Here is a 23,608-nt window from a genome sequence, read left to right as displayed (position 1 = left end):
TCCATGGCCCTGATCGGACGGCTGTTCGCGACCTTCTTTGGTTTCCTTGCGGCCTGCTTCGTCGCGGGAGCGGTGGTGGTGTATGCGCTGCTGTTTCCCGAAATGGATTTGCAGACGCTCGATATCGACAGCGGCACGGTGAACGTGATTTTCGGGATCGGCTTCATGCTGATCAGCGGCTTTGCATTGCTGCCCGCGCTGATCGCGGTGCTCGTCACCGAGGCGTTCTCGATCCGCCATATCCTCGCTTATGCGATCTTCGGCGCGCTCGCGGGGCTTGGCTGCTACCTCGCCTTCATCCCGTTCGACACCGTGACGATGACGTTCGAGGGCATCGTACGGCGTCACGCCGAAGTGATGGTGGGCGCGGGCATTCTTGGCGGCGTGGTCTACTGGCTGATCGCGGGCCGCAATGCCGGAGCATGGCGGGAGCGCCCATCGCCATCCTTCCCCCCTTCAACGCGGTCTGATAGTCAGGCGCGATGAACAGGACGGGCCTTCTGATTGCTCTCGCCGTCGGTGCCGTTGTGGGCGCCGTATTCGGCATATTTCCCCAACTCGATCTGAAGATCGCGTCGCTGTTCTATGATCCCGTGACCCGGCGTTTCCCGATGCAGGCTTCGCATGTGGCCGGCATTGTGCGCGACGCGGCGATGTGGGTGACTTGGGCGTTTGCGCTGCCTGCGCTGGTTTCGCTGGCGCTGAAGATCGTGTGGCCGCGCCGCCGGATGTTGATTTCTCCGCGTGTCACCCTGTTTCTGTCGCTCTCTATCATTCTCACCGCAGGGATCATCTCGAACGCCGGATTCAAGACCTATTGGGGGCGTCCTCGCCCGGTGGCGACGGCCGAGTTCGGTGGGCCATGGCAATTCAAGGCGTGGTGGGATCCGCGCGGCCAATGCCCGCGCAACTGCTCGTTCTATTCGGGCGAAGCGACGACAGCGTTCTGGACCTACGCGCCTGCCGCGCTGGCGCCGCCGCAATGGCGGCCGCTCGCTTATGTCGCCGCCACGATCTTCGGTCTTGTGACTGGCGTTCTGCGCATGTCCTTCGGCGGCCATTATTTCACCGACGTGATCTTCGGCGGGGTGATGGCATTCCTGATCGTGTGGGTGATGCACGGCTTCTACTATCGCTGGCGCACGCAGCAGAGCGATGAGGAGATCGACGCCCGCCTCACGCGCTGGTTTCTGCCGGGCTTCAATGCCGTCAGCGCGCTGTTCAGGCGGCTTCGGGACCGTTCTTCCCGAAAGACCAGCGCATGAGCGTTGCTGCTCAAACGGAGGTTCGCGGCAGGTGGGTTGAACTGTTCGCGGCTTTCGTCGTGGTGCTGACCATTGTCCGCCTCATCGGCCTGCACTTTTCTGTCGTGGATCTGTTCTTCGACGAGTCGCAATACTGGGCGTGGGCGCAGGCCCCGGACTTCGGTTATTTCTCCAAGCCGCCGCTGCTTGCGTGGATCATCGGCGCGTCGCAGGCGGTGTGCGGAGCATCGGAAGCCTGCATCCGCGCGCCGGCGCCGCTGCTGCACGGCGCCACGGCATTTCTGGTTTATGCGACCGCACAAAGGCTGTTCAGCGCCCGCGCCGCCTTCTGGTCGGGACTGATCTACCTGCTTGCGCCCGGCGTCGTGTTTTCGACGCGGATCATCTCCACCGACGTGCCGCTGCTGTTCTGCTGGGCGCTGGCGCTTCTGGCCTTCGTCGAATTGCGCCGCGCGCCGCGCTGGAGCTGGGCTGTCGTGCTCGGCCTCGCGATCGGTTTCGGCATGCTGGCGAAATACGCGATGATCTATTTTGTCGCCTGCGCCGTGCTGGCCGCGATGATGGACGAAGACTCCCGACGGCTGTGGCGCACGCCGCAGCTCTGGGCCGCGCTGGCGATCGCCGTCGTGGTGCTGTCACCCAACCTGATGTGGAATGCGGCGAACGGCTTCGTCACCTTCAAGCACACCGGCGACAATGCCCGTGGTCACGGTCTGGTATTCAGTCTTCCGCAGGTTGCCGAGTTTGTCGCCAGCCAGTTCGTCGTCATGGGCTTCATCACCTTCGGCGTATTCCTCGCGCTGCTGGTGCGTCCGCGCCATTATATGCGTGATGCCGACATGCGGATGCTGATGGCGTTTTCGCTGCCGCCGGTTGCGATCATCGCGGTGGTGGCTTTTCTCACCCATGCCAATGCCAACTGGGCCGCGCCATCGGCCATCGCCATGACCATTCTGGCAACCGCCATTCTGGTGGCGGAGGAGCGCCGCCGCTGGCTGATGGCAAGTGTCGTCATTGGGCTCGTGGTGCAGGCCGTGCTGCTGACCGGCGATCATATCGCCGACCGCGTCACGATTCCCGGCATCCGCAACGGTGACGTTTACGCCCGCACCATGGGGTGGCATCGTCTTGGTGACGATGTTGCCGTCACCGCCAAGGCTCATGGCGCACATGGCATCGCGGCCGACACGCGTGATCTCGTCTCGTCGCTGATCTATTACACGCGCGACAGCGGGCTGCCGGTTTTCGCATGGCCGCCGTCGATCGTGCCGAGTCATGAGTTCGATATTTCCCGGCCGTTGAAGGCGACGTCGCCGGCGCCGATCCTGTTCGTCACGGAATGTCCGCTGCCGGCCCGGCTCACTGCGCAGTTCGGCAGCGTCACCTCTCTCGGGCCGGTGACGATGGTGCGGGGGCCGACCTCGCGGCGGAGCTTCTCGCTGTTTCTGCTGGATCAGCCGAAGGGGGCGCTTGGGCCACTCGCTGGCTGCGGCTAGGCGACCACGCTGGCCGGGACGACGAAAATGAGCCTTTTCGGGGCCTCCCAATCTTTCTATAGAAAGCCGGTCTAATCCGAGCGCGGTCCAGCGCCTCAGCCACTCAACGAAACGGCCCGAAGGAAGTCCCATGAGCACGATTCTGAAAAACCTCCCCAAGGGAGAAAATGTCGGCATCGCGTTCTCGGGCGGGCTCGATACCAGCGCGGCGCTGCTCTGGATGAAGCAGAAGGGCGCGCGCGTGTTCGCCTACACCGCCAATCTTGGCCAGCCCGACGAGGCTGATTACGATGCGATTCCGCGCAAGGCGATGGAGTTCGGCGCCGAGAAGGCTCGCCTCGTGGATTGCCGCACGCAACTGGTTCACGAAGGCATCGCCGCCATTCAGTCGGGTGCCTTCCATGTCTCGACCGGCGGCATCGCCTATTTCAACACCACGCCGCTTGGCCGCGCCGTGACCGGTACGATGCTGGTCTCCGCCATGAAGGAGGACGGCGTCAACATCTGGGGCGACGGCTCGACCTACAAGGGCAACGACATCGAGCGGTTCTACCGCTATGGCCTGCTGACCAATCCGAATCTGCGCATCTACAAACCCTGGCTCGATCAGCAGTTCATCGACGAACTGGGTGGTCGCGCGGAAATGTCCGCGTTCATGACCGCGCATGGTTTCGCCTACAAGATGAGCGCCGAGAAGGCGTATTCGACCGACAGCAATCTCCTCGGCGCGACGCATGAGGCCAAGGATCTCGAACACCTCGACAGCGGCATCAAGATCGTCAACCCGATCATGGGCGTGCCGTTCTGGCGTGACGACTGCGACGTGAAGGCTGAAAAGGTTTCGGTGCGCTTTGTGGAAGGCCAGCCCGTTGCGCTGAACGGCAAGACCTTCGCCGATCCCGTCGCTCTGTTCCTCGAGGCCAATGCCATCGGCGGGCGCCATGGCCTCGGCATGAGCGACCAGATCGAGAACCGGATCATCGAGGCGAAGAGCCGCGGCATCTATGAAGCGCCCGGCATGGCGCTCTTGCACATTGCCTATGAGCGCCTCGTCACCGGCATTCACAACGAAGACACCATCGAGCAATACCGGATCAGCGGCATGCGGCTTGGCCGCTTGCTCTATCAGGGACGCTGGTTCGACTCGCAGGCGTTGATGCTGCGCGAGACCGCGCAGCGCTGGGTGGCGCGCGCGATCACCGGCGAGGTGACGCTCGAGTTGCGTCGCGGCAACGACTACTCGATCTTGAACACCGAGAGCCCCAACCTGACCTATGCGCCGGAGCGGCTCAGCATGGAGAAGGTCGAGGACGCGCCGTTCACGCCGGGCGACCGCATCGGCCAGTTGACCATGCGCAACCTCGATATCTCCGATACGCGCGGCAAGCTGGATCTCTATACCAAGACAGGCTTGCTCTCGGCCGGGCAGGGCTCCCACATCCCCAAGCTCGGCAGCGACAAAAACTAAAAAGAAATCCTCGGTGTCGTCCCCGCGAAGGCGGGAATGACTCGTAAGTGAGCGTTGCCGCGCTAGCCCGTCTTGTCCGCCCAGTAGACGACCGTGTCGTAGGGAACGGTCACGCTGTCCTTGCCTGCAAGCTCAGGTGTTGACGCGATCAAGGCACGAATGGCTGCCGCAACCTTGGCTTCCTCGTCGGGAGGCAGTGCTGCGATGAAACTCGTCGAGCGGAAGCGGTTGACGATCACATCCTCCGGCGCGCCGGTATGGCCCGGATGAGGAAAGCGGTTTGCATGCAGCGGTCCGAATCCGTCACATGGAAACACTGAACTCAGGGTCTTCGCGGTGAAGCGTGGCGTATCTCCCTGATGGGGCGCGAGGATGTCCCTCAACTGGGCGACCCACGGCACGGACTCGTCGCGCCTGTTCCAGACGAGCGCGAGTTTGCCCCGTGGCTTCAGCACCCGATGGAATTCGGCGAGCGTCGCCTTGGTGGCGAACCAGTGAAACGATTGCGCGCAGGTCAGCGCATCGACTGAATTGTCGGGCAGCGGAATTGCGGTGGCGATGCCTTCGAGGACTTCGATCCCGGGCAACCGCTTGGCAAGCTGTTCGTGCATCTGCTTCACCGGCTCCACAGCAATGACGTGCGCGCCGGTCTCAACGAGATAGCGGGTGAACTTGCCGGTGCCTGCGCCGATATCCACGGCGGTCTTACCGGCCTCGATGCCGAGGTGCTGCTGTAGCCAGCCCACAATCTCGGGCGGATAATCGGGGCGGCTTTGCGCGTACATCTCGGCTTTGGAGGTGTAGCCCTTGGCGGCGGCGTGGTGGATCGGTCCGGCAACGTCGTTCATCGCAAGCTCCTGTCGGCCGCATCATGCGCCCGATCCGCCGGATGAGGCCAGATGCAAAAACGGCCGGGAGAATGTCCCGGCCGTTTTCATTCTTATCGCGAGGCGCTTCAGCGCGGGGCGGCGTTGGCCTCGCCGCCGTTGAGCAGCGGCGTGATGTTGCGCACCGTGACGCGGCGATTACGGCGTTCGGGCCCGTCGGACGGGACCTTCAGGTACTGCTCGCCGTAACCCTGCGAGGTGAGATTCTCCGCAGGCACGCCGAACTGCTGCGTGAGCAACTCCGCGGCGGATTCCGCACGGCGATCCGACAGCGACAGGTTGTCGACGTCATTGCCGACCGCGTCGGTGTGGCCCTCGATCAGGAACACCGTCTGCGGGTTGTGCTGGATGGCGCGGTTCATGCCGTCGGCGATGACCTGCAGTTTTGCGGCCTGATCCGGTGAGATGTCCCACGATCCGGTCTCGAAATTGATGGTGTCGAGATCGATCGACGGCATGCGCTGGCGCACCGATGGGCTGTAGCGGATCTCATCGAGCGAGTAGGGCCGCTCGATGCGCTCCACCGGCGGTGCGATCAGCGTGTCGTAGATCAGGTCCGGCGGCGCGCCGTCGGCTTCGACGATGTAGCGATCCTGCGGAATGTGCAGCACGGGCGGCGGCAGCGAGACGAAGTAGCCGCCGATAGCGCCTGCCACCATGCCGGCCGCGAGGCCAGCCCCGAAACCGGGGCCGCCGTGACGCCGGTTGTCGATGATGACAACCTCGCGTCCGTCCGGTCCGCGGCGGCTGCGGCGCAGCAGGCCACCACGCTCATCATTGATGGTGATGATCTGCGAGCCGTCAGGCCGCACGACGACAGTGCGGGTGTCGTTGCCCTGCCGGTCGACACGCACATCACGCGCGCCGTAGCGGAAGCGATCGACATCGTTATGCCGCACGAAGGATTGCCCGTTCGGATCGCGCACGATCACGCGGCCCGGTTCGGTGATGATCGTGCGGCCGCCTTCGGTGCGCTCCTGGCGCTTGCTGCGGAAGTCTTCGATCCGTCCGCGCTGCGTCGTCGCATCTCGCGCCGGCAGTGGAGTCGTGGCCGCAGCCGGTGCAGCCGGCAGCGGTGCCGCGATCGGAGCTTTTGCCGGAGCCACCGGTGTCCCTGCCGGAAGGCCGGGCGGCGGGCCACGCCGTTCGCTGCGTTGTCCATTGGCGCCGGGAGCACCCGGTGCAGTGGGTGCTGCGTTGGGCGCAGCATTCGGCGCGGGCGGGGTGCCGTTCGGCAATGGATGTCCGCCCGGCGGCGTCTGAATCGCATTGGGACGCGCGTTCGGAGGTGCTGCCGGAGTTGGCGCGGCGCTCGGGGCCGGAGTGGGTGTCGCTGGTGCACGCTGCGGAGTTACATCGCGAACGCCGGGCGCGACCGGCGGGGCGTTCGGCGCGCGCGGGGCTTCGCCGCGTGGCGCAGGCGCCTGTTGTGGAGCAGGTGGTTGTTGCGGGCGTGGAGCCTCACCCCGATGCGGCGGTTGAGGCGCAGCCGCGGGCGGAGTTGGCCGCGCGGGTGCGCCGGGCGGATGCGCTTGCGGCGGCGGCGCGGCATGGGGAGCGGGTGGAGGCGTCGCGGGACGGGCCGCAGGTGCCTGCGGTGCCGCTGGCGGATGCGGAGGTGCGGCCTTCGGAGCCTGAGGCGGCACAGCCCTGGGCGGAGGTGGCGGTGCGGCTTTCGGCGGCGCAGGAGGCGCCGGCCGTGGCGCGACATGCGGCGGGGCCTTCGGTGGCGTCTTGCCTTCCGGAGCCTTCTGCTGATCGGGAGCGGCCTGCGCCATCAGAAATGATGGCGATGGTTCGGCATGAGCGAATTGCGACATGGAAAATGCGGAGGTCGCGAGCAGTATCAATCTCAGCTTGTTCATATCCACCCTTTGATGGTTGTCCGTCAGCAAGGTTCATCGACGTCACGAGACGTCATGCACGATGGATCGATAATGGTGAGGCGGCAATGTGGCGAGACGCGCGGTGAAATGAATTATTGTCATGCCGCGCGATGATATTGCGAAATATCGCGGAAATGAAGGGCTGTTCATCGGGATGAATTGCTCCTGAACCGAATGCGATACATCGCGCCGCTTCGCTTGCGTCAGTCGTGCAGCGGTTCTGGCGGCAACGGTGAAGGCGGTCCACGCAGCGGCGCTTCGCTCGGGGTGTCGCCGGGCAATTCCTGAGGGGTCTGCGGCGAATCCGGTTCTTGCACCGGCGGGGGAATGTCCGGCTGAGGATTGGCGGGTGGCATCTCGCGCGGCGGCTCTGTCGGCGTGCCCGGTGTTGCGGGTGGTACTTCCGGGGGATCGCCTTGCGGTGTTTGCGGTGTCGGCGCCATTCGGTTTCCTTCGTATCGGATGAAAGCAACGAACGTCGCTGCCGCATGTTCCGTGCGAGCGGCCTGCGATGCAGTTGACTTTGCGCCCCTGCGCCGACGAAATGCGGCTCTCAAGGGGGAGACAACGATGCCGCTGGCCTATTGGTGCGTTCTGGTTGCCGCGCTGTTGCCGCCGTTCTGGGCGGGATATGCGAAGGCGGGCGGCACTGTCGATAATCACTGTCCGCGCGAATCGACCGGCGATCTGCCGCCGAAACATCGGCGCGCTTATGCCGCCCACTACAATGCCTATGAGAATCTTCCGTTCTTCGCTGCGGCCGTCATCATCGCGGTGACGCAAGGGGCGGCGATCTCGACCGTTAACATGCTCGCGGTGATGTACGTGGCGCTGCGCGTGGTGCACGGCATTCTGTACGTCATCAACCAATCGACCGCGCGCTCGATCGTTTATGGTCTGGCGCTGCTCGCCAATATCGTGATTTTCGTCTTGCCCGTGTTCAAGTAGCGGGGTGTCTCACGCCCGCTGGTTCTTCGCCGCCTTGGCGAGGTTGTTGCGGAGCGCGACGATTCCCTTTTGCAGGTGCCGGAAGTCCTCGGGCGACAGGCCGGTCTCCTTGACGAGGTTCATGCACAGACCTTTCTCGCGCAGGCGGCGGCCCTCTTCGGTGAGATGTACGATGACCTGGCGCTCGTCGGCGGGATCGCGCTTGCGCTGCAGATAGCCCAGCTCCTCGAGCTTTTTGAGGATCGGCGTCAGCGTGTTGGATTCGAGAAACAGTTTTTCGCCGAGCCCGCCCACGGTCTGGTTGTCCTGCTCCCACAGCGCGACGATGGCGATGTACTGCGTGTAGGTAAGGCCGAGCTTTTCCAGAATCGGTTTGTAGGCCCGCCCGAACGCGAGATTGGCCGAATAGACCGCGAAGCACATGAAATCCTCGAGCCGTGGTGTCGGTGCGTCGGGAGTTTTAGCGGGGGCGGTCTTTGCGGTCATGGCGGCGGGCTCCTCACCCGGATGTGATCTCTCGGACAGTATATATATCGGTTCCGATTAAATCGGAAGGCTTGACACCTCGCTTGGTTGGTTTATTTAGATCGCATCCGATTAGATCGGTAATGATTAAAAAACAACCGCAAAGGACCTCGCCATGACTTCCTCTCAGACCGCCAGCCAGATCGAAAAAGTGCTCTACACCGCCAAGACCCACGCCACGGGCGGCCGCGACGGGGCTGCCCGTTCCTCCGACGGCCGCCTGGAGGTGAAGCTGTCGCCTCCCGGCTCGAACGGCCAGGGTACCAATCCGGAGCAGTTGTTCGCTGCGGGCTGGTCGGCCTGCTTCATCGGCGCGATGGGGCGCGCCGCCAGCGCGCAGAAGGTCAAGCTTCCTGCGGATACGGCGGTCGATGCCGAGGTCGATCTCGGAACGGTGGGCGACGGTTTCCAGCTTCAGGCCCGCCTCAGTGTCAGCCTGCCAGGCCTCGATCGCGAGGTCGCCGAAGCGGTGGTGAGTGCCGCGCACCAGATCTGCCCGTACTCGAAACTGTCACGCGGCAACATCAACGTCGAACTGACCGTGCTCTGAATCGTTGAAGGCTGCTCCGCGCCGCATCACGGGCGCGGAGCAGGCCGCGAGCTTCCCTCACACTGAAATTCCGGAAAGCAGCCATGCCCGATCTCATCAATGCGAACCGACGCAACTTCCTCCATATCGCCTCGACCGGCGCCGCCGCGTTGACCGCACCGGGATTTGGATTGCTCCAGCCCGCCCGTGCGCAGACCGCATCCGCCTCGCGCGCCATTGCTTCCCCGAACAATGCAGCCACTCTCGCTCCGATCCGGCAGATCAAGGCCGGCGTTCTCGACATCGGCTATTACGAAGCCGGTCCTGCGAACGGCCCCGTGGTGCTTCTGTTGCACGGCTGGCCCTACGACATTCACAGCTTCATCGAGGTGGCGCCCTTGCTGACCGCGAAGGGTTACCGCGTCATCGTTCCGCATGCGCGCGGTTACGGCACGACGCAATTCCTCTCAAGCGACACGATGCGCAACGGCCAGCCGGCCGCGCTCGCGGTGGATGCGATCGCACTGATGGACGCGCTCAAGATCGAGAAGGCGCTGGTCGCGGGTTACGATTGGGGTGGACGCACGGCGGGCATTCTCGCCGCCCTCTGGCCCGAGCGCGTCAAGGCGCTGGTCGCCGTGTCGGGGTACCTGATCGGCAGCCGTGCGGCGAACGCAAAGCCGCTGCCGCCGAAAGCCGAACTGGCGTGGTGGTATCAGTTCTATTTCGCGACCGAGCGTGGCCAACTCGGCTACTCGCAGTACACCCATGAATTTGCAAAACTGATCTGGCAGTTGGCTTCGCCGCAATGGAAATTCGATGACGCGACCTTCGCGCGCAGCGCAAAGTCGCTCGACACTCCCGATCATGTCGCGATCTCGATCCACAATTATCGCTGGCGGCTTGGTCTGGCCGAAGGCGAATCGAAGTACGACGCCATCGAGGATCGCCTCGCGCAACTCCCGACCGTCAGTGTGCCGACGATCACGATGGAAGGCGACGCCAACGGCGCACCGCATCCCGCGCCGGAATCCTATGCGAAGAAATTCACCGGCAAGTATCAGCATCGGCTGATCACTGGCGGCATCGGCCACAACCTGCCGCAGGAAGCGCCGCAGGCGTTCGCGCAGGCGGTGATCGACGTCGACAAGTTCTGATGTGAGCCGCAACCGGTCCTGAAATGAAAAGGCCCGCCGCGTTTAGCGGCAGGCCTTTTTAATTGGAGACGATAGTTGTGCCGATTTACACCTGCCGTTCGACCATCTTGGCCTTGAGGTCGGCAATGGCCTTCGCCGGATTGAGGCCCTTCGGGCAGGCCTTGGTGCAGTTCATGATGGTGTGGCAGCGATAGAGTCGGAACGGGTCTTCCAGATTGTCGAGCCGCGCGCCGGTGGCTTCATCGCGGCTGTCGTTGACCCAGCGGTCGGCCTGCAGCAGCGCGGCGGGGCCGAGATAGCGGTCGCTGTTCCACCAGTAGCTCGGGCAGGAGGTCGAGCAGCAGGCGCAGAGGATACACTCGTAGAGTCCGTCGAGCTTGCTGCGCTCCTGAATCGATTGCCGCCATTCCTTCTGCGGTGTCGCGGTGGTGGTGTGCAGCCACGGCTCGATCGACGCATACTGCGCGTAGAAGTTGGTGAGGTCCGGCACCAGATCCTTGACGACCGGCTGGTGCGGCAGCGGGCGGATGGTGATCGGGCCGCTGTCGACTTCGTTCATCGCGCGGGTGCAGGCCAGCGTGTTCTGCCCGTCGATGTTCATCGCGCAGGAGCCGCAGACGCCTTCGCGGCAGGAGCGGCGGAACGTCAGCGTCGGATCGACGTGGTTCTTGATCCAGATCAGGCCGTCGAGAATCATCGGGCCGCAATCGGCGGTGTTGACGTAATAGGTATCCATTCGCGGGTTCTGGCCGTCGTCCGGCGACCAGCGATAGATGTGATATTCGCGCGTCTCGCCCGCGGCCTCCGGCTTCGGCCAGGTCTTGCCGTCCGTGACGGTGGAGTTTTTCGGCAGCGCGAATTCAACCATGACGTAAAGCCTTTGTCCTTGTCAGTCCCGGGCATAGACCGTCTCGGACGGTCGTAAACGCCCGGCAATTGCTCAATACACGCGCGCCTTCGGCGGAATGTACTGAATGTCGTTGGTCATCGTGTAGCTGTGCACTGGGCGATAATCGATCGTGGTGTTGGCCTTGGGGTCGATCCACGCCAGCGTGTGCTTCATCCAGTTCTTGTCGTCGCGCTCTGAGTAGTCCTCGCGCGCATGCGCGCCGCGGCTCTCGGTGCGGTTGACGGCGGAATCCATCGTCACCACCGCCTGCACGATGAGATTGTCGAGTTCGAGCGTCTCGATCAGATCGGTGTTCCAGATCAGCGAGCGGTCGGTCACGCCGATGTCGGCGAGGCCGCCATGGACCTTGTGGATCAGATCCTTGCCCTCGGCGAGCACCTCGCCGGTGCGGAACACGGCGCAGTTGTTCTGCATCACGCGCTGCATCGAATCGCGCAGCTTCGCGGTCGGCGTGCCGCCGGAGGCGTTGCGGAAATGGTCGAGCCGGGCGATCGCCTTGTCGGCGGAATCGGCGGGCAGTTCGGGCTGCTTGCCGTCCGGCGTCAGCTTCTCGGCGCAGCGCAGCGCCGCGGCGCGGCCAAACACCACGAGGTCGATCAGCGAGTTCGAGCCGAGACGGTTGGCGCCGTGCACCGACACGCAGGCGGCTTCACCGACTGCCATCAGGCCCTGCACCACCGCATCGTCGTCGCCATGCTTCTTCACCACCACCTCGCCGTGGAAGTTGGTCGGGATGCCGCCCATGTTGTAGTGCACGGTCGGCAGCACCGGAATCGGCTCGCGGGTGACATCGACGCCGGCGAAAATCTTCGCGGATTCGGAAATGCCCGGCAGGCGCTGATGCAGCACTGCGGGATCGAGATGGTCGAGATGAAGGAAGATGTGGTCCTTCTTCTTGCCAACGCCGCGTCCCTCGCGAATTTCGATCGTCATCGCGCGCGAGACGACGTCGCGTGAGGCGAGGTCCTTCGCGGATGGCGCATAGCGCTCCATGAAGCGCTCGCCTTCGGCGTTGACGAGATAGCCGCCTTCGCCGCGCGCGCCTTCGGTAATCAGGCAGCCAGCCGGGAAGATGCCGGTCGGATGGAATTGCACGAATTCCATGTCCTGCAGCGGCAAGCCTGCGCGCAACGCCATGCCGCCGCCGTCGCCGGTGCAGGTGTGGGCCGAGGTGCAGGACTGATAGGCGCGGCCATAGCCGCCGGTGGCGAGAATCGTGGTCTGGGCGCGGAAGCGATGCAGCGTACCGTCGTCCAGCTTGAGCGCGACCACGCCGCGGCAGACGCCCTGATCGTCCATGATGAGGTCGATGGCGAAGAACTCGATGAAGAATTCCGCCGAATGGCGCACCGCCTGGCCGTACATCGTGTGCAGCATGGCGTGGCCAGTGCGGTCAGCGGCGGCGCAGGTGCGCTGCGCCTGGCCCTTGCCGTAGTCGCGGGTCATGCCGCCGAACGGGCGCTGGAAGATCTTGCCGTCTTCGGTGCGCGAGAACGGGACGCCCCAATGTTCGAGTTCATAGACGGCGGCGGGTGCGTTGCGCACCATGTATTCGATGGAGTCCTGATCGCCGAGCCAGTCCGACCCCTTCACGGTGTCGTACATGTGCCAGCGCCAGTCGTCGGGATGCATGTTGCCGAGCGAGGCGGAGATGCCGCCCTGCGCCGCGACGGTGTGCGAGCGCGTCGGAAACACCTTGGTGATGCAGGCAGTGCGAAGGCCGGCTTCGGAACAGCCAACCACGGCGCGTAATCCCGCGCCGCCTGCGCCCACCACCACCACGTCGTAGGTGTGATCCTCGATCGGATAGGCCGGGCCCGCGGCCGCGGCCGTCTTGCCGGTTGCTGTCATGATTTAACTCCCGAACGAGAGCTTGAGGATCGCGAAGATCGACGCAAGCCCGACGGCGAACGAAAAGAAATTGTTGGCGATGATGGCGAGAAGCTTGAGCGCTTCGCTGTGCACATAGTCCTCGATCACGACCTGCACGCCGATTTTCATGTGCAGGCAGCCCGCGACGATGAAGAGCGCCAGCAGGATGGCAACGATGGGCGATCCGAGAAGCTGCGCGGCGGCGGCCTGATCGCGTCCGGTCAGCATCAGGACGATGATCGCGACCGGGATGATTAACAGCGCCATCGCAATGGCCGTGACGCGCTGGCGAAAGAAATCGGAGGTGCCGGCATGGGCGGCGCCGAGGCGGCGCACACGCGCGAGCGGGGTGCGCATGGAAACGGTTTTGCCGGTGTCGCGTGCGCTCATCGGCCGGCTCCGATCAGATAAAAGCCGATCCACAGTGCGGCAGTGGCGACAACGCCAGCTATGAGGGCCGCCTGCGTCAGCCGTTCGCGGGCCTCGACGCCGAAACCGTGACCGGTGTCCCAGACAAGGTAGCGCAACCCGCTGAAGGCGTGATGCAAGAGTGACCAGGTGAAGCCGATTTCGATCAGACGACCGATCCAGCTCGCCGTGAAACTCTGCAGGCAGGCATAGGCGGCAGGGCCGGATGCGGTGGCGATCAGCCACCAGGCCAGCAACAGCGTGCCGGCATAAAGTGCGAGCCCGGTGATGCGGTGGATGATCGACATGATCATCGTCAACGTCCACCGATAGGTCATGAAGGGTGAGAGCGGACGTCCTGTCTGTGCGGCCATCGGTGACTTTTCGAGAATTTCGGCGAAGGGATTTCTGCGCGCCCGAGGGTTAGAGATTTTCTATTTACGGACAGGAAGGAATGAGCGCAATGCGAAACTATGATAATTGAGAATATTGATTCAGTTTTTAGTTGTGCCGATTAGTTGTGTATTTTGTATACCAGTACAAATACGCACAATATGAAAATGATCTCGGGTTCACTCCTTCATCCTCCCCGCAGCTCTGGCGGGGACGCGATTTGCTCGCAGCCCCGTTTGTGGCTAACCTGCGACAAATTAACGCAGTAGGTTGTTGATGCCGCTTCCTGAAATCCCGACCAACCCGCCGGCCCGCAGGCCCGACCCGGACTTCAAAAAGGCCCCGTTCATGGGCATCTTTGGCTTCTCCATCGTCGGATTGTTGCTGTGCCTCATCCTGACGAGGATGCCGATCTCGCGGACTTACCTGCCGTTGGAGATTTGTTTGATCTGCATTGCCGGCCCGCTTGCCGCATGGCTCGGCTTTTCCCTTGGCGGTGGCGAGTAGCGCCTCTCGAGACGCAGGCCTTCTTGTTCCGCAGACCGGGCATGCCTCATCTGCGGAACTCACGGCGGATGAACCGCCCGCCTACTTCGCGTCGGCGTAGAGCTTTCCGTATTTGTCGCGCAGGATGTTCTTCTGCACCTTGCCCATGGTGTTGCGCGGCAGCTCATCGATGAACAGCACGCGCTTGGGCAATTTGAATTTCGCGAGTCTTCCATCGAGCGCGCGCAGCACGGCGGCCTCATCCAGCGGCGTCTTCTTGTCGGGCACCACCACGGCGGTGACGCCTTCGCCGAAGTCCGCGTGCGGCACGCCGATCACCGCGCTCTCGATCACGCCGGGAATGGCGTCGATCTCGCTCTCGATTTCCTTCGGGTAGACGTTGAAGCCGCCCGAGATCACGAGATCCTTGCCGCGCCCGATGATGTGGACATAACCGCGCGGGTCGATCTTGCCGAGGTCGCCGGTGATAAAGAAGCCGTCGCGGAATTCAGCCTTGGTTTTCTCCGGCATCCGCCAGTAGCCCTGGAACACGTTCGGGCCCTTGACCTCCAGCATGCCGATCTCGTCGCGCGGCAGCTCGCGGCCGGTTTCGGGATCGGTGACGCGCATGGTGACGCCCGGCAGCGGGAATCCGACCGCGCCCGGCACGCGATCGCCATCATACGGGTTCGAGGTGTTCATGTTGGTTTCGGTCATGCCGTAGCGCTCCAGCACGGCGTGGCCGGTGCGCGCCGACCATTCGCGATGGGTCTCGGCGAGAAGTGGCGCGGAGCCGGAAATGAACAGCCGCATATGCGAGGCGGCTTCTTTCGTCAGGCGCGGATTATGCAGCAGCCGCACGTAGAAAGTCGGCACGCCCATCAGCACGGTCGCGCGCGGCATCAGGTCGATGATGCGGTCGGTGTCGAGCTTCTTGAGGAAGATCATCGTCGCGCGCGCGAACAGGCAGGTGTTGATCGCCACGAACAGGCCGTGGGTGTGATAGATCGGCAGCGCGTGGATCAGCACGTCTTTGTCGGTGAAGTGCCAGTATTTCACCAGCGTCAGCGCATTCGACGCCAGATTGTCGTGCGACAGCATCGCGCCCTTCGAACGGCCGGTGGTGCCGGAAGTGTAGAGGATCGCGGCGAGATCGCTGCCCATGCGCGCGACGGTCTTGAAGTCCGGAGAGGAGTTCACCGCGCCGTCCTTGAGCGAGCCATGCCCATTGGCATCGAGCGTGTCGACCTTGGCATTGATCTTTTGCGCGACCTTGCGAATGTCGTCGGCCTTAGAAGGATCGCAGACGATCAAAGACGGCTCGGCGTCGCCAAAGAAATATTCAAGCTCGTTGAGCGTGTAGGCGGTGTTGAGCGGCAGGAACACCGCGCCCGCACGGATCGTTGCAAGATAGAGAACGACGGCGGCGAGTGACTTTTCGACCTGGACCGCGACGCGGTCGCCGGGCTTGACGCCCTGGGCGGCGAGATAATTGGCCGTTCGCGCCGTGAATTCCTCCAGCTCGCGATAGGAAACTTCGCGGCCCTCGGTTTCGATCGCGGTTTTGAGAGGGTCCTTCAATCCGTCAAACAGGCGGGCGTAGAGATTGGCGTTGGCGGATGAGGTCATAGGCGAAGATCCGGAAAAACAAAGGAGAGTTCGGCTTTACCAAAGCCGCGCTGCACAATGCAATGCAGACCATGGGCGGTTATCCGGCCCGGCCAGAGGCCGTGTAACCGGAATTGCGGATTGAGTGGCCGTTCCTCCCACGTAGTGCGGGCGTAAAATGAAACAATCGCCCGGCTCTGCCGTGTAACAATCGCGCCGCCGTCTACGTTGAGGGATCGAGGCTCAAAAACGAGGGATGCAGATGTCCGGCACCACGGTAAATCCGAGCGACAGCCTGTCAGGCATAAAATCCGCGGGCGGCGGTGCCGAATCCGGCTCCCGCAAGCTTCTGCAACCCGCATGGGTGCGGATCGTGCATTGGGTCAACGCCATCGCGATGGTCATGATGATCATGTCAGGCTGGCAGATCTACAACGCCTCGCCATTGTTTCCGTTTTCGTTCTCGCGCTCGATCACGCTGGGCGGCTGGCTGGGCGGAGCATTGCTGTGGCACTTCGCGGCGATGTGGCTCTTGATGGTGAACGGGCTGGTCTATCTGGTGCTGGGCCTTGCGACCGGCCGCTTCCGCAACAAGCTTCTGCCACTCAGTGCGCGTGGTGTGTTCGCCGACACCAAAGCGGCGCTCGCGGGCAAACTCTCGCATGACGATCTGTCCACCTACAATCAGGTGCAGAAACTTCTGTATGGCGGCATCATCGTCGTCGGAATCCTGATCGTGCTGTCCGGCCTGTCGATCTGGAAGCCAGTGCAGTTTCAATATCTCACCGCATTGTTCGGCGGCTACGATGTCGCCCGCTACGTGCACTTCGTCTGCATGGCGCTGATCGTCGGCTTTCTCGTGGTCCACATCGCGCTCGCGATCATGGTGCCGAAGAGCCTGCGCGCCATGATCGTCGGCCGCTGAGGGAGACGTGCGATGCTGAAATTCAAGCGGACGAAACTTATTCCCGGCGTGGACAGGCAGCTTCTCATCAAGGATGCTGTCCGGCAGATGCCCGACCTCACGCGCCGCCGTTTCATCACGGGTGGTGCGAGCCTCGGCGCGTTGACGCTTTTGACAGGTTGTGATGTCAGCGACAGCGCCTCGGCGGAAACGCTGCTGGCGAAAATCTCCAAATTCAATGACGCCGTACAGGCGGCAATCTTCAACCCCAACACGCTGGCGCCGACATTCGCTGAAAGCGCGATCACGCGGCCGTTTCCCTTCAATGCCTATTACGGTCTCGACGACGCGCCGAATATCGACGCCAAGGACTGGAAGCTCGAGGTGCGTGGCCTTGTCGAGAACAAGAAGCCGTGGACGCTCGAAGAACTCTATCAACTGCCGCAGGAAAAGCAGATCACGCGCCATGTCTGCGTCGAGGGCTGGAGCGCGATCGGAAGCTGGACCGGCACGCCGCTGCGACATTTCCTGAAACTGGTCGGCGCCGACACGCGCGCGAAATATTGCTGGTTTCAGTGCGCGGACATGGACGGCTATAACTCACCGCTCGACATGGAAACCGCGCTGCATCCGCAGACCATCATGGCCTTCAAGTTCGACGACAAGATATTGCCGCGCGCTTATGGCTTTCCGATGAAGATCAGGGTGCCGACCAAGCTCGGGTTCAAGAATCCGAAATATGTCGTCTCGATGGAAGTCACAAACGACTACAAGGGCGGCTATTGGGAAGACCAGGGCTACAATTCGTTCAGCGGAAGCTGAGGGCCGTCATGCGCCGCGACTGAAGGGCAGCGCGCGTTGAAAGAGACTGACCAGTGCGCCCAGCGCCAGCGCCGCCGCGGAGACGGCGAGCGCGGACGACAGCGTCCCGGTGAGATCGGTGATCACGCCGGTGACGAGAGGCCCGAGGATCTGCCCGACGCTGAAGATGATGGTGATGATCGCGATCACGCGCGGCCAGGCCTGTTCGGGATAATTGAATCGCGTGAAGGCGGTGGTCGCGATCGTGGTGGCGAGAAAGCCGTTGCCGAAAATCAGCGCCGACGCGGCGAAAATCCACGGCGAGGAGCCTGCGAGCGGGAGCCCCGCGCCGATCGCGGTGATCCCGATCATCAGCGCCATGGCGAAGCCGCTTTGTCCGCGCGCCATCAGGCCGCGCCAGATCCATGGCGCGCTGATGCCGCCCAATCCGATCAGGCACCAGAACGCGCTCTGCGCCGCGGCACCCCCGCCATCATCGCGGATGTAGGCGATCATGAAGGTGAGATAGGCGATGTAGCCTGCGCCGTAGAGGAAATAGCCCGCGAGGTAGGGCAGGATCGGCATGACCGATGAATCCTGCCTGGTCGTGCCGACGCTGACCGAATGCACGCGGATACGCAGCAGCGGCACCGCCATCACCGCCGAGATCGCGGTGAGAACGATCCACACGATCCACCACGAGCCGCGCCCGAAACCTTGCAGCAGGAACGGCGAGATCGATCCTGAAATGATCAGACCCATCGCCGGGCCGTTGTAGAACAGTCCGATCAGGAGGGCTGCGCGCATGGGGTGCATCTGCGCGATGGAGGCGGCGAGTGCGCCGCCGCAGATCAGCGCGAACGCCCCGCCGATGCCTGACAGAATCCGCGCAAACCCGAACGGCACCGGCGCGCCGGAGGCCGAACTGATCGCGAGCGAAACAAGGCACATCGCGATGCCGAGATGGATCGCTTTCAGCAGGCCGATGCGTTTTGCCACCGGCGCCGCCAGCAGCGCGCCGGCGAGATAGCCCGCGGCATTGACCGTGTTCATCGCGCCAGCCGTGGCGTAGGACCAGACCAGCGTGTCACGCATATCTGGCAACACCAGAGAGTAGGCGAAACGGCAAATCCCGAGGCCGATGGCCGGTCCGATCGCCAGCGTCAGAACGGCCAGAGCGGGGCGATGATCGGCAATCGTCGGGGAGCGCGTGGTCATGCAAACCGCTCAGAGAGCCCTGCAAATGCCGGTGTTTGGCCGATGCAGCTTGCAAAAGGCGCAGGGGGAATCTAGCAAGGCCGCGACTTCCCATACCCGGCAACCAGCGACAGGACAATTCTACTATGGCACCGCACAAATTATTGCTTCTCCCCGGCGACGGCATTGGCCCCGAGGTGATGGGAGAGGTGAAGCGCCTGATCGACTGGCTGAACGCGCAGGGCATCGCCAGCTTCGAGACCGAAACCGGTCTCGTCGGCGGTTGCGCTTATGACGCGGACAAGGTCGCGATCACCGACGCCACGGTGGCGAAGGCGAAGGCGGCGGACGCCATTTTGCTCGGCGCGGTCGGTGGTCCGAAATGGGACCCTGTGCCGTTCGATGTGCGTCCCGAAGCGGGTCTTCTGCGTCTGCGCAAGGATCTCGAACTGTTCGCCAACCTGCGCCCGGCGATCTGCTATCCGGCGCTCGCCGATTCCTCGAGCCTCAAGCGCGAGATCGTCGAAGGCCTCGACATCATGATCGTGCGCGAACTCACCGGCGGCGTCTATTTCGGCGAGCCGAAGGAAATCACCGATCTCGGTAACGGTCAGAAGCGCGCGGTCGACACGCAGGTCTACGAGACCTACGAGATCGAGCGCATCGCCGCTGTCGCCTTCGACCTCGCGCGCAAGCGTAGCAACAAGGTGACGTCGATGGAAAAGCGCAACGTCATGAAGAGCGGCCTGCTCTGGAACGAGGTTGTGACCCGCGTGCACGCCGAGAAGTACAAGGACGTGAAGCTCGAGCACCAGCTCGCCGATTCCGGCGGCATGCAGCTCGTGCGCAACCCCAAGCAGTTTGATGTCATCGTTACCGACAACCTGTTCGGCGACGTGCTGTCCGATATCGCCGCGATGCTGACCGGCTCGCTCGGCATGTTGCCGTCGGCTTCGCTCGGCGCGGTCGATGCCAAGACCGGCAAACGCAAGGCGCTGTACGAGCCGGTGCATGGCTCCGCGCCTGACATCGCCGGCAAGGGCCTCGCCAATCCGCTGGCGATGCTGGCTTCGTTCGGCATGGCGCTGCGCTATTCGTTCGACATGGGCAAGCTCGCCGACACCATCGACAAGGCGATCGCCAACGTGCTCGACAAGGGCATTCGCACCGGTGACATCGCGTCCGCTGGCACCAAGGGCGTCTCCACCTCGCAGATGGGCGAGGCGGTGCTGAAGGAAGTGCAGGCGCTGCACGGCTGATCGCCGGACGCGTTGCAGGAAATAAAAATGCCCGGCGCGAGCCGGGCATTTTGATTCGAGAGTTAGGCTGCGATCAATACAGCGGGAACGCGGTCGGATAGCCGCCGAGATCGTAATTGTCGGACAGCGGATTGCGGCCCATGTTCAGCCGGTCGATGGTGCGGCCGTAATGATAGCCGGGCGCCAGCGCGTAATCGGTGAACTTGCGGTCGCCCGGCAGCACCTCGGTGCCGCCATCGAGCCAGGAACGGCGGCTGATGAAAACGCGGGTGCGCGGGCCGGCCCGGTAGGAATAGTTCACGCCACGGCCATCGCGGGAAGCCACCACGGTCTGCTTCTTCTTCGGCGCGGCGTTCGCCTCGCTGGTGCCAATCCCCACAACAGCGGCCACCGCCAGCGTCGCCAGTGCGGCCGCCATGACGTTGGTGCGCATCATTTTCAAAACCATCGTGCCCTCGCGAATTTCAGAGTTGAGGACAATTTACCTGTTCCGGGGGCGCCGCCACAAGGTGAATTGGGCCACAGTCGGACTGAATAACTTCGGCGCAGGCGAAAATGTTTCAAAAGGTCAGCAATTTACCGGCCGCCACCCCATATGGCTGGAGGAGGCGGCGGCGGAAGCCCGTGCCTCCGATGAGGCGCAGGCCCGGCGTTCATCTGCCGCCTGTTGCATTCATGGCGTTGTATTCACGGCGTTTTTCGCATAGATACCCGGCGTTACCGCCCTGGGCAGATCGCCGGGCGGTACAGTCCTTTGGAGAATCAAAATGGGTTTCAAGGTCGCCTGCGTGGGAGCTACCGGCAATGTGGGCCGGGAAATGCTCAACATCCTGGACGAGCGCGCCTTTCCGGCCGACGAAGTGGTCGCGCTGGCGTCGCGCCGCAGCCTCGGCACGGAAGTGTCGTTCGGCGACCGTACCCTGAAAGTCAAAGCGCTCGAGAACTACGATTTCAGCGACGTCGATATCTGCCTGATGTCGGCGGGCGGCGACGTGTCGAAGGAATGGTCGCCGAAGATCGCGGCGCAGGGCGCCGTGGTGATCGATAACTCCTCGGCCTGGCGTTACGATTCCGACGTGCCGCTGATCGTGCCGGAAGTGAACGCCGATGCGGCTGCTGGCTTCACCAAGCGCAACATCATCGCCAACCCGAACTGCTCGACCGCGCAACTCGTCGTCGCCTTGAAGCCGCTCCACGATGCCGCGACCATCAAGCGCGTCGTGGTCTCAACCTATCAGTCGGTGTCGGGCGCGGGCAAGGATGCGATGGACGAACTGTTCTCGCAGACCAAGTCGGTCTACACCAACGACGATCTGGTGACGAAGAAGTTTCCGAAGCGGATCGCCTTCAACGTCATCCCGCAGATCGACGTGTTCATGGAGGACGGCTACACCAAGGAAGAATGGAAGATGGTGGCCGAGACCAAGAAGATTCTCGACCCCAAGATCAAGCTCACCGCGACCTGCGTGCGCGTGCCGGTGTTCATCAGCCATTCCGAAGCCGTCAACGTCGAGTTCGAAAAGCCGATCACGCCGGATGAGGCGCGCGAGATTTTGCGCAAGGCGCCGGGCTGTCTCGTCATCGACAAGCGCGAGCCGGGTGGTTACGTCACGCCTTACGAGGCGGCGGGTGAGGACGCGACCTATATCAGCCGTATCCGCGAGGACGCGACGGTGGAGAACGGTCTGGCATTCTGGTGCGTGTCGGACAATCTGCGCAAGGGTGCGGCGCTGAACGCGATCCAGATCGCCGAAGTGCTCGTTAACCGCAAGCTGCTGCAGCCGAAGAAAAAGGCTGCCTAACAGGCAGCCTTCGGGTTCTTTGCGAAACAAGCCGCCTTCGGGCGGCTTGTTTTTTATACAGCTTAGTGTGAGGCCGAGTGAGGCCGGGCGCTCTCATAGCCCACCGGCAACGTCTGGGTCACAGTCTGGAAGTCGCCGGTCGCGCGGTCGAGAATCGACAGCGACCCGTGCGCGACGCCGAAATAGGCGCCGTGAAGCTGCATCTTGCCGCGCTCGACCTGAATTTTCACGCACGGGAACGTCATGAGATTGTCGAGGCTGGTCGAAACCGCTCTCTTCTCCATGCGGGTGATGTAGTCGGAGTCAGACTCGCCGGGCTGGCGCGGCGTGGCATCGCGTGTCGGGGTCAACAGCGACATCCACTTGCCGATGAAATCGCTGGGCGAGAGCGGCGCGGAAGGATGCACCAGCGTCTTGATGCCCCCGCACTGAGCATGACCGAGTACAACGATGTGCTTGACCTTCAACACCTGCACCGCGAATTCCAGCGCGGACGAGACGCCGTGGGCCTCGCCGTCTGGCGCGTAGGGCGGCACCAGATTGGCGACGTTGCGCACCACGAACAGTTCGCCCGGTCCCGCGTCGAAGATCACTTCGGGAGATACGCGCGAGTCGCAGCATCCGATCACCATCACTTCCGGCGATTGGCCGATGTCGGACAGTTCATTATAGCGCGCCTGTTCGGTCGGCAGACGGTGGGCCGCAAATGTGCGGTATCCGGAAATCAGTTGTTTCGGAAATCTCTCTGGCATGGCCACTCCCGCATGATTTTCATTGGCTAACCACGATCCCCCGCATGGAGCAAGGCTTTCCTCCCTCTATTACCGGTGATACGCCTCTCTTAGTTATGTGTCTGGAGCAATGCCGATGATCCGCCCGCGCCGCAGCGTTCTGTTCATGCCGGGTTCGAATGCGCGCGCGCTGGAGAAGGCGCGCAGCCTCGCCGCCGATGGCATCATTTTCGATCTCGAGGATTCGGTTGCGCCGGACGAAAAGCCGAACGCGCGGGCACAGATCGCGAAGGCTCTGTCTGATGGCGGGTTTGGCGGACGCGAGCGTATCATCCGCACCAATGCTCCCGCGTCTTCCTTCTGGCAGGACGACAGCGCGCTTGCGGCGCAGGCGCGCCCGGATGCCATTCTGGTTCCGAAGATCGCGGGCCCGGAGGATATCGCGGCCATCGGTGCGCGGCTCGATCAACTGGGAGCCGATCCCGCGATCAGATTGTGGGTGATGATCGAGACGCCGCTTGCGGTGCTGCGCATCGCGGAGATTGCGGCGTGTGCGCATGCCAAGGACGCACGGCTCTCCGCTTTCGTGATCGGGCCGAATGACATTTCGCTCGATACCAGGATTCGCATGAAACCGGGGCGCGCCGAGATGGTGCCGCTGTTTCTTAATTGCGTCGTCGCCGCGCGCAGCTATGGCATCGAGATTCTCGACGGGCCCTTTAGCGATTTCAGTGATGCCGCGGGGTTCGCGGCGGAATGCGAGCAGGCGCGCGATCTGGGCTTCGACGGCAAGACGCTGATTCATCCAGCACAGATCGAAGCCGCCAATCGAATCTTCAGGCCATCGGGCAATGAACTCGCCGAGGCGCGCGGCATCATCGCGGCGTTCGAGCAACCGGAAGCGGCGGGCAAGGGTGCGATCCGCTATGAGGGTCGCATGGTCGAGCGGCTTCACGCCGAGATGGCGCGCCGGACGCTGGCGATGGCGGATGCGATCGGCGCGCTTGAGAAGTCAGCGACGTGAGCGCCTCAAACAAATAAGCCGCGCTGGCGGCGCGGCTTATTAAATCCGTGTT

26 protein-coding genes are annotated in these 23,608 nt (G+C 63.1%); 14 read left to right on the top strand and 12 right to left on the bottom strand.

What is annotated here, in order from left to right:
* Positions 1 to 3 precede the first annotated feature (3 nt).
* The 4 genes from AFIDRAFT_RS07225 (at position 4) to argG (ending at position 4,229) form a co-directional block, all read left to right on the top strand.
* Entirely contained in the window at positions 4 to 486 is a 483-nt protein-coding gene (locus AFIDRAFT_RS07225) for a hypothetical protein (protein WP_009338478.1), read from the top strand.
* The gene (locus tag AFIDRAFT_RS07220; protein WP_009338477.1) at positions 483 to 1,265 is read left to right on the top strand and encodes a phosphatase PAP2 family protein; all 783 of its coding nucleotides are present in this window, start codon (positions 483 to 485) and stop codon (positions 1,263 to 1,265) included. Before AFIDRAFT_RS07225 ends, AFIDRAFT_RS07220 begins: the two co-directional genes overlap by 4 nt.
* Positions 1,262 to 2,761 carry an ArnT family glycosyltransferase gene (locus tag AFIDRAFT_RS07215; protein WP_009338476.1) on the top strand — a complete coding sequence of 500 codons (1,500 nt, stop codon included), beginning with the start codon at positions 1,262 to 1,264 and terminating at the stop codon, positions 2,759 to 2,761. Before AFIDRAFT_RS07220 ends, AFIDRAFT_RS07215 begins: the two co-directional genes overlap by 4 nt.
* A gap of 130 nt (positions 2,762 to 2,891) precedes the next feature.
* Positions 2,892 to 4,229 (top strand): argininosuccinate synthase, encoded by a 1,338-nt coding sequence (gene argG, locus AFIDRAFT_RS07210; protein ID WP_009338474.1) that lies wholly within the window; start codon positions 2,892 to 2,894, stop codon positions 4,227 to 4,229.
* Positions 4,230 to 4,291: 62 nt separating this feature from the next.
* On the opposite strand, the gene AFIDRAFT_RS07205 is transcribed toward argG, so the two are convergent.
* The 3 genes from AFIDRAFT_RS07205 to AFIDRAFT_RS19400 all read right to left on the bottom strand — a co-directional run bounded on the left by AFIDRAFT_RS07205 (position 4,292) and on the right by AFIDRAFT_RS19400 (position 7,445).
* Positions 4,292 to 5,077 carry a class I SAM-dependent methyltransferase gene (locus AFIDRAFT_RS07205; protein ID WP_009338472.1) on the bottom strand — a complete coding sequence of 262 codons (786 nt, stop codon included), beginning with the start codon at positions 5,075 to 5,077 and terminating at the stop codon, positions 4,292 to 4,294.
* Positions 5,078 to 5,184: 107 nt separating this feature from the next.
* Positions 5,185 to 6,981, bottom strand: a complete 1,797-nt coding sequence (locus AFIDRAFT_RS20205; protein ID WP_245258131.1) for an OmpA family protein — start codon at positions 6,979 to 6,981, stop codon at positions 5,185 to 5,187.
* A gap of 224 nt (positions 6,982 to 7,205) precedes the next feature.
* Positions 7,206 to 7,445: a hypothetical protein gene (locus tag AFIDRAFT_RS19400; RefSeq protein ID WP_009338467.1), complete on the bottom strand. Its 240-nt coding sequence runs from the start codon at positions 7,443 to 7,445 to the stop codon at positions 7,206 to 7,208.
* A 127-nt stretch (positions 7,446 to 7,572) separates the two neighbouring features.
* Here AFIDRAFT_RS19400 and AFIDRAFT_RS07185 point away from each other — a divergent pair, with 127 nt between their 5' ends.
* Positions 7,573 to 7,950, top strand: coding sequence for an MAPEG family protein (locus tag AFIDRAFT_RS07185; RefSeq protein ID WP_009338465.1), 378 nt, complete (start codon positions 7,573 to 7,575; stop codon positions 7,948 to 7,950).
* A gap of 9 nt (positions 7,951 to 7,959) precedes the next feature.
* Here AFIDRAFT_RS07185 and AFIDRAFT_RS07180 read toward each other — a convergent pair whose 3' ends face one another.
* Complete coding sequence (locus AFIDRAFT_RS07180) at positions 7,960 to 8,436, bottom strand: MarR family winged helix-turn-helix transcriptional regulator (protein WP_009338463.1); 477 nt, start codon at positions 8,434 to 8,436, stop codon at positions 7,960 to 7,962.
* 154 nt (positions 8,437 to 8,590) lie between these two features.
* Between AFIDRAFT_RS07180 and AFIDRAFT_RS07175 the strand changes: the two genes are divergently transcribed.
* Positions 8,591 to 9,025 carry an organic hydroperoxide resistance protein gene (locus AFIDRAFT_RS07175; protein WP_009338461.1) on the top strand — a complete coding sequence of 145 codons (435 nt, stop codon included), beginning with the start codon at positions 8,591 to 8,593 and terminating at the stop codon, positions 9,023 to 9,025.
* Positions 9,026 to 9,108: 83 nt separating this feature from the next.
* A complete protein-coding gene (locus tag AFIDRAFT_RS07170) occupies positions 9,109 to 10,161 on the top strand; it encodes an alpha/beta fold hydrolase (RefSeq protein WP_009338459.1) in 1,053 nt (350 codons plus the stop codon).
* An 85-nt stretch (positions 10,162 to 10,246) separates the two neighbouring features.
* Here the strand turns inward: AFIDRAFT_RS07170 and AFIDRAFT_RS07165 are convergent, their stop codons facing one another.
* The 4 genes from AFIDRAFT_RS07165 to sdhC form a co-directional block, all read right to left on the bottom strand.
* Entirely contained in the window at positions 10,247 to 11,029 is a 783-nt protein-coding gene (locus tag AFIDRAFT_RS07165) for a succinate dehydrogenase iron-sulfur subunit (protein WP_009338458.1), read from the bottom strand.
* 72 nt (positions 11,030 to 11,101) lie between these two features.
* Positions 11,102 to 12,922, bottom strand: a complete 1,821-nt coding sequence (gene sdhA, locus AFIDRAFT_RS07160) for a succinate dehydrogenase flavoprotein subunit (RefSeq protein ID WP_009338456.1) — start codon at positions 12,920 to 12,922, stop codon at positions 11,102 to 11,104.
* Between the two features lie 3 nt (positions 12,923 to 12,925).
* On the bottom strand, positions 12,926 to 13,333 hold the full coding sequence (gene sdhD, locus AFIDRAFT_RS07155) for a succinate dehydrogenase, hydrophobic membrane anchor protein (RefSeq protein WP_009338454.1): 408 nt from the start codon (positions 13,331 to 13,333) through the stop codon (positions 12,926 to 12,928).
* Positions 13,330 to 13,725 carry a succinate dehydrogenase, cytochrome b556 subunit gene (gene sdhC, locus AFIDRAFT_RS07150; protein WP_040297882.1) on the bottom strand — a complete coding sequence of 132 codons (396 nt, stop codon included), beginning with the start codon at positions 13,723 to 13,725 and terminating at the stop codon, positions 13,330 to 13,332. Before sdhC ends, sdhD begins: the two co-directional genes overlap by 4 nt.
* A gap of 295 nt (positions 13,726 to 14,020) precedes the next feature.
* Between sdhC and AFIDRAFT_RS07145 the strand changes: the two genes are divergently transcribed.
* Complete coding sequence (locus tag AFIDRAFT_RS07145) at positions 14,021 to 14,251, top strand: hypothetical protein (RefSeq protein ID WP_009338450.1); 231 nt, start codon at positions 14,021 to 14,023, stop codon at positions 14,249 to 14,251.
* Between the two features lie 81 nt (positions 14,252 to 14,332).
* Here the strand turns inward: AFIDRAFT_RS07145 and AFIDRAFT_RS07140 are convergent, their stop codons facing one another.
* Positions 14,333 to 15,859 carry a malonate--CoA ligase gene (locus AFIDRAFT_RS07140; protein WP_009338448.1) on the bottom strand — a complete coding sequence of 509 codons (1,527 nt, stop codon included), beginning with the start codon at positions 15,857 to 15,859 and terminating at the stop codon, positions 14,333 to 14,335.
* Positions 15,860 to 16,100: 241 nt separating this feature from the next.
* On the opposite strand from AFIDRAFT_RS07140, the gene AFIDRAFT_RS07135 reads away from it, so the two are divergent.
* Together AFIDRAFT_RS07135 and AFIDRAFT_RS07130 are read left to right on the top strand one after the other, a co-directional pair.
* Positions 16,101 to 16,763 carry a cytochrome b/b6 domain-containing protein gene (locus AFIDRAFT_RS07135; RefSeq protein ID WP_009338446.1) on the top strand — a complete coding sequence of 221 codons (663 nt, stop codon included), beginning with the start codon at positions 16,101 to 16,103 and terminating at the stop codon, positions 16,761 to 16,763.
* 12 nt (positions 16,764 to 16,775) lie between these two features.
* A complete protein-coding gene (locus AFIDRAFT_RS07130; protein ID WP_009338444.1) occupies positions 16,776 to 17,564 on the top strand; it encodes a molybdopterin-binding protein in 789 nt (262 codons plus the stop codon).
* Positions 17,565 to 17,570: 6 nt separating this feature from the next.
* On the opposite strand, the gene AFIDRAFT_RS07125 is transcribed toward AFIDRAFT_RS07130, so the two are convergent.
* Entirely contained in the window at positions 17,571 to 18,761 is a 1,191-nt protein-coding gene (locus AFIDRAFT_RS07125; RefSeq protein WP_009338442.1) for a YbfB/YjiJ family MFS transporter, read from the bottom strand.
* A gap of 125 nt (positions 18,762 to 18,886) precedes the next feature.
* Between AFIDRAFT_RS07125 and leuB the strand changes: the two genes are divergently transcribed.
* On the top strand, positions 18,887 to 19,999 hold the full coding sequence (gene leuB, locus AFIDRAFT_RS07120; protein ID WP_009338440.1) for a 3-isopropylmalate dehydrogenase: 1,113 nt from the start codon (positions 18,887 to 18,889) through the stop codon (positions 19,997 to 19,999).
* Positions 20,000 to 20,072: 73 nt separating this feature from the next.
* Here the strand turns inward: leuB and AFIDRAFT_RS07115 are convergent, their stop codons facing one another.
* Positions 20,073 to 20,447: a hypothetical protein gene (locus AFIDRAFT_RS07115; protein WP_009338439.1), complete on the bottom strand. Its 375-nt coding sequence runs from the start codon at positions 20,445 to 20,447 to the stop codon at positions 20,073 to 20,075.
* Here AFIDRAFT_RS07115 and AFIDRAFT_RS19740 point away from each other — a divergent pair.
* Positions 20,416 to 20,706, top strand: coding sequence for a hypothetical protein (locus AFIDRAFT_RS19740; protein ID WP_156786853.1), 291 nt, complete (start codon positions 20,416 to 20,418; stop codon positions 20,704 to 20,706). The genes AFIDRAFT_RS07115 and AFIDRAFT_RS19740 overlap by 32 nt on opposite strands.
* A gap of 60 nt (positions 20,707 to 20,766) precedes the next feature.
* A complete protein-coding gene (locus tag AFIDRAFT_RS07110; RefSeq protein WP_009338437.1) occupies positions 20,767 to 21,801 on the top strand; it encodes an aspartate-semialdehyde dehydrogenase in 1,035 nt (344 codons plus the stop codon).
* A gap of 62 nt (positions 21,802 to 21,863) precedes the next feature.
* On the opposite strand, the gene AFIDRAFT_RS07105 is transcribed toward AFIDRAFT_RS07110, so the two are convergent.
* Positions 21,864 to 22,553 (bottom strand): carbonic anhydrase, encoded by a 690-nt coding sequence (locus AFIDRAFT_RS07105; protein ID WP_009338436.1) that lies wholly within the window; start codon positions 22,551 to 22,553, stop codon positions 21,864 to 21,866.
* A gap of 115 nt (positions 22,554 to 22,668) precedes the next feature.
* Between AFIDRAFT_RS07105 and AFIDRAFT_RS07100 the strand changes: the two genes are divergently transcribed.
* Positions 22,669 to 23,556, top strand: coding sequence for an HpcH/HpaI aldolase/citrate lyase family protein (locus AFIDRAFT_RS07100; protein WP_009338435.1), 888 nt, complete (start codon positions 22,669 to 22,671; stop codon positions 23,554 to 23,556).
* Positions 23,557 to 23,608: the final 52 nt, after the last annotated feature.

Source organism: Afipia sp. 1NLS2 (assembly GCF_000178995.1).
Taxonomy (GTDB): domain Bacteria; phylum Pseudomonadota; class Alphaproteobacteria; order Rhizobiales; family Xanthobacteraceae; genus Afipia.
The sequence above is the reverse complement of the archived record's forward strand: the minus strand, read 5'-3'. Positions and strand labels throughout refer to the sequence as shown.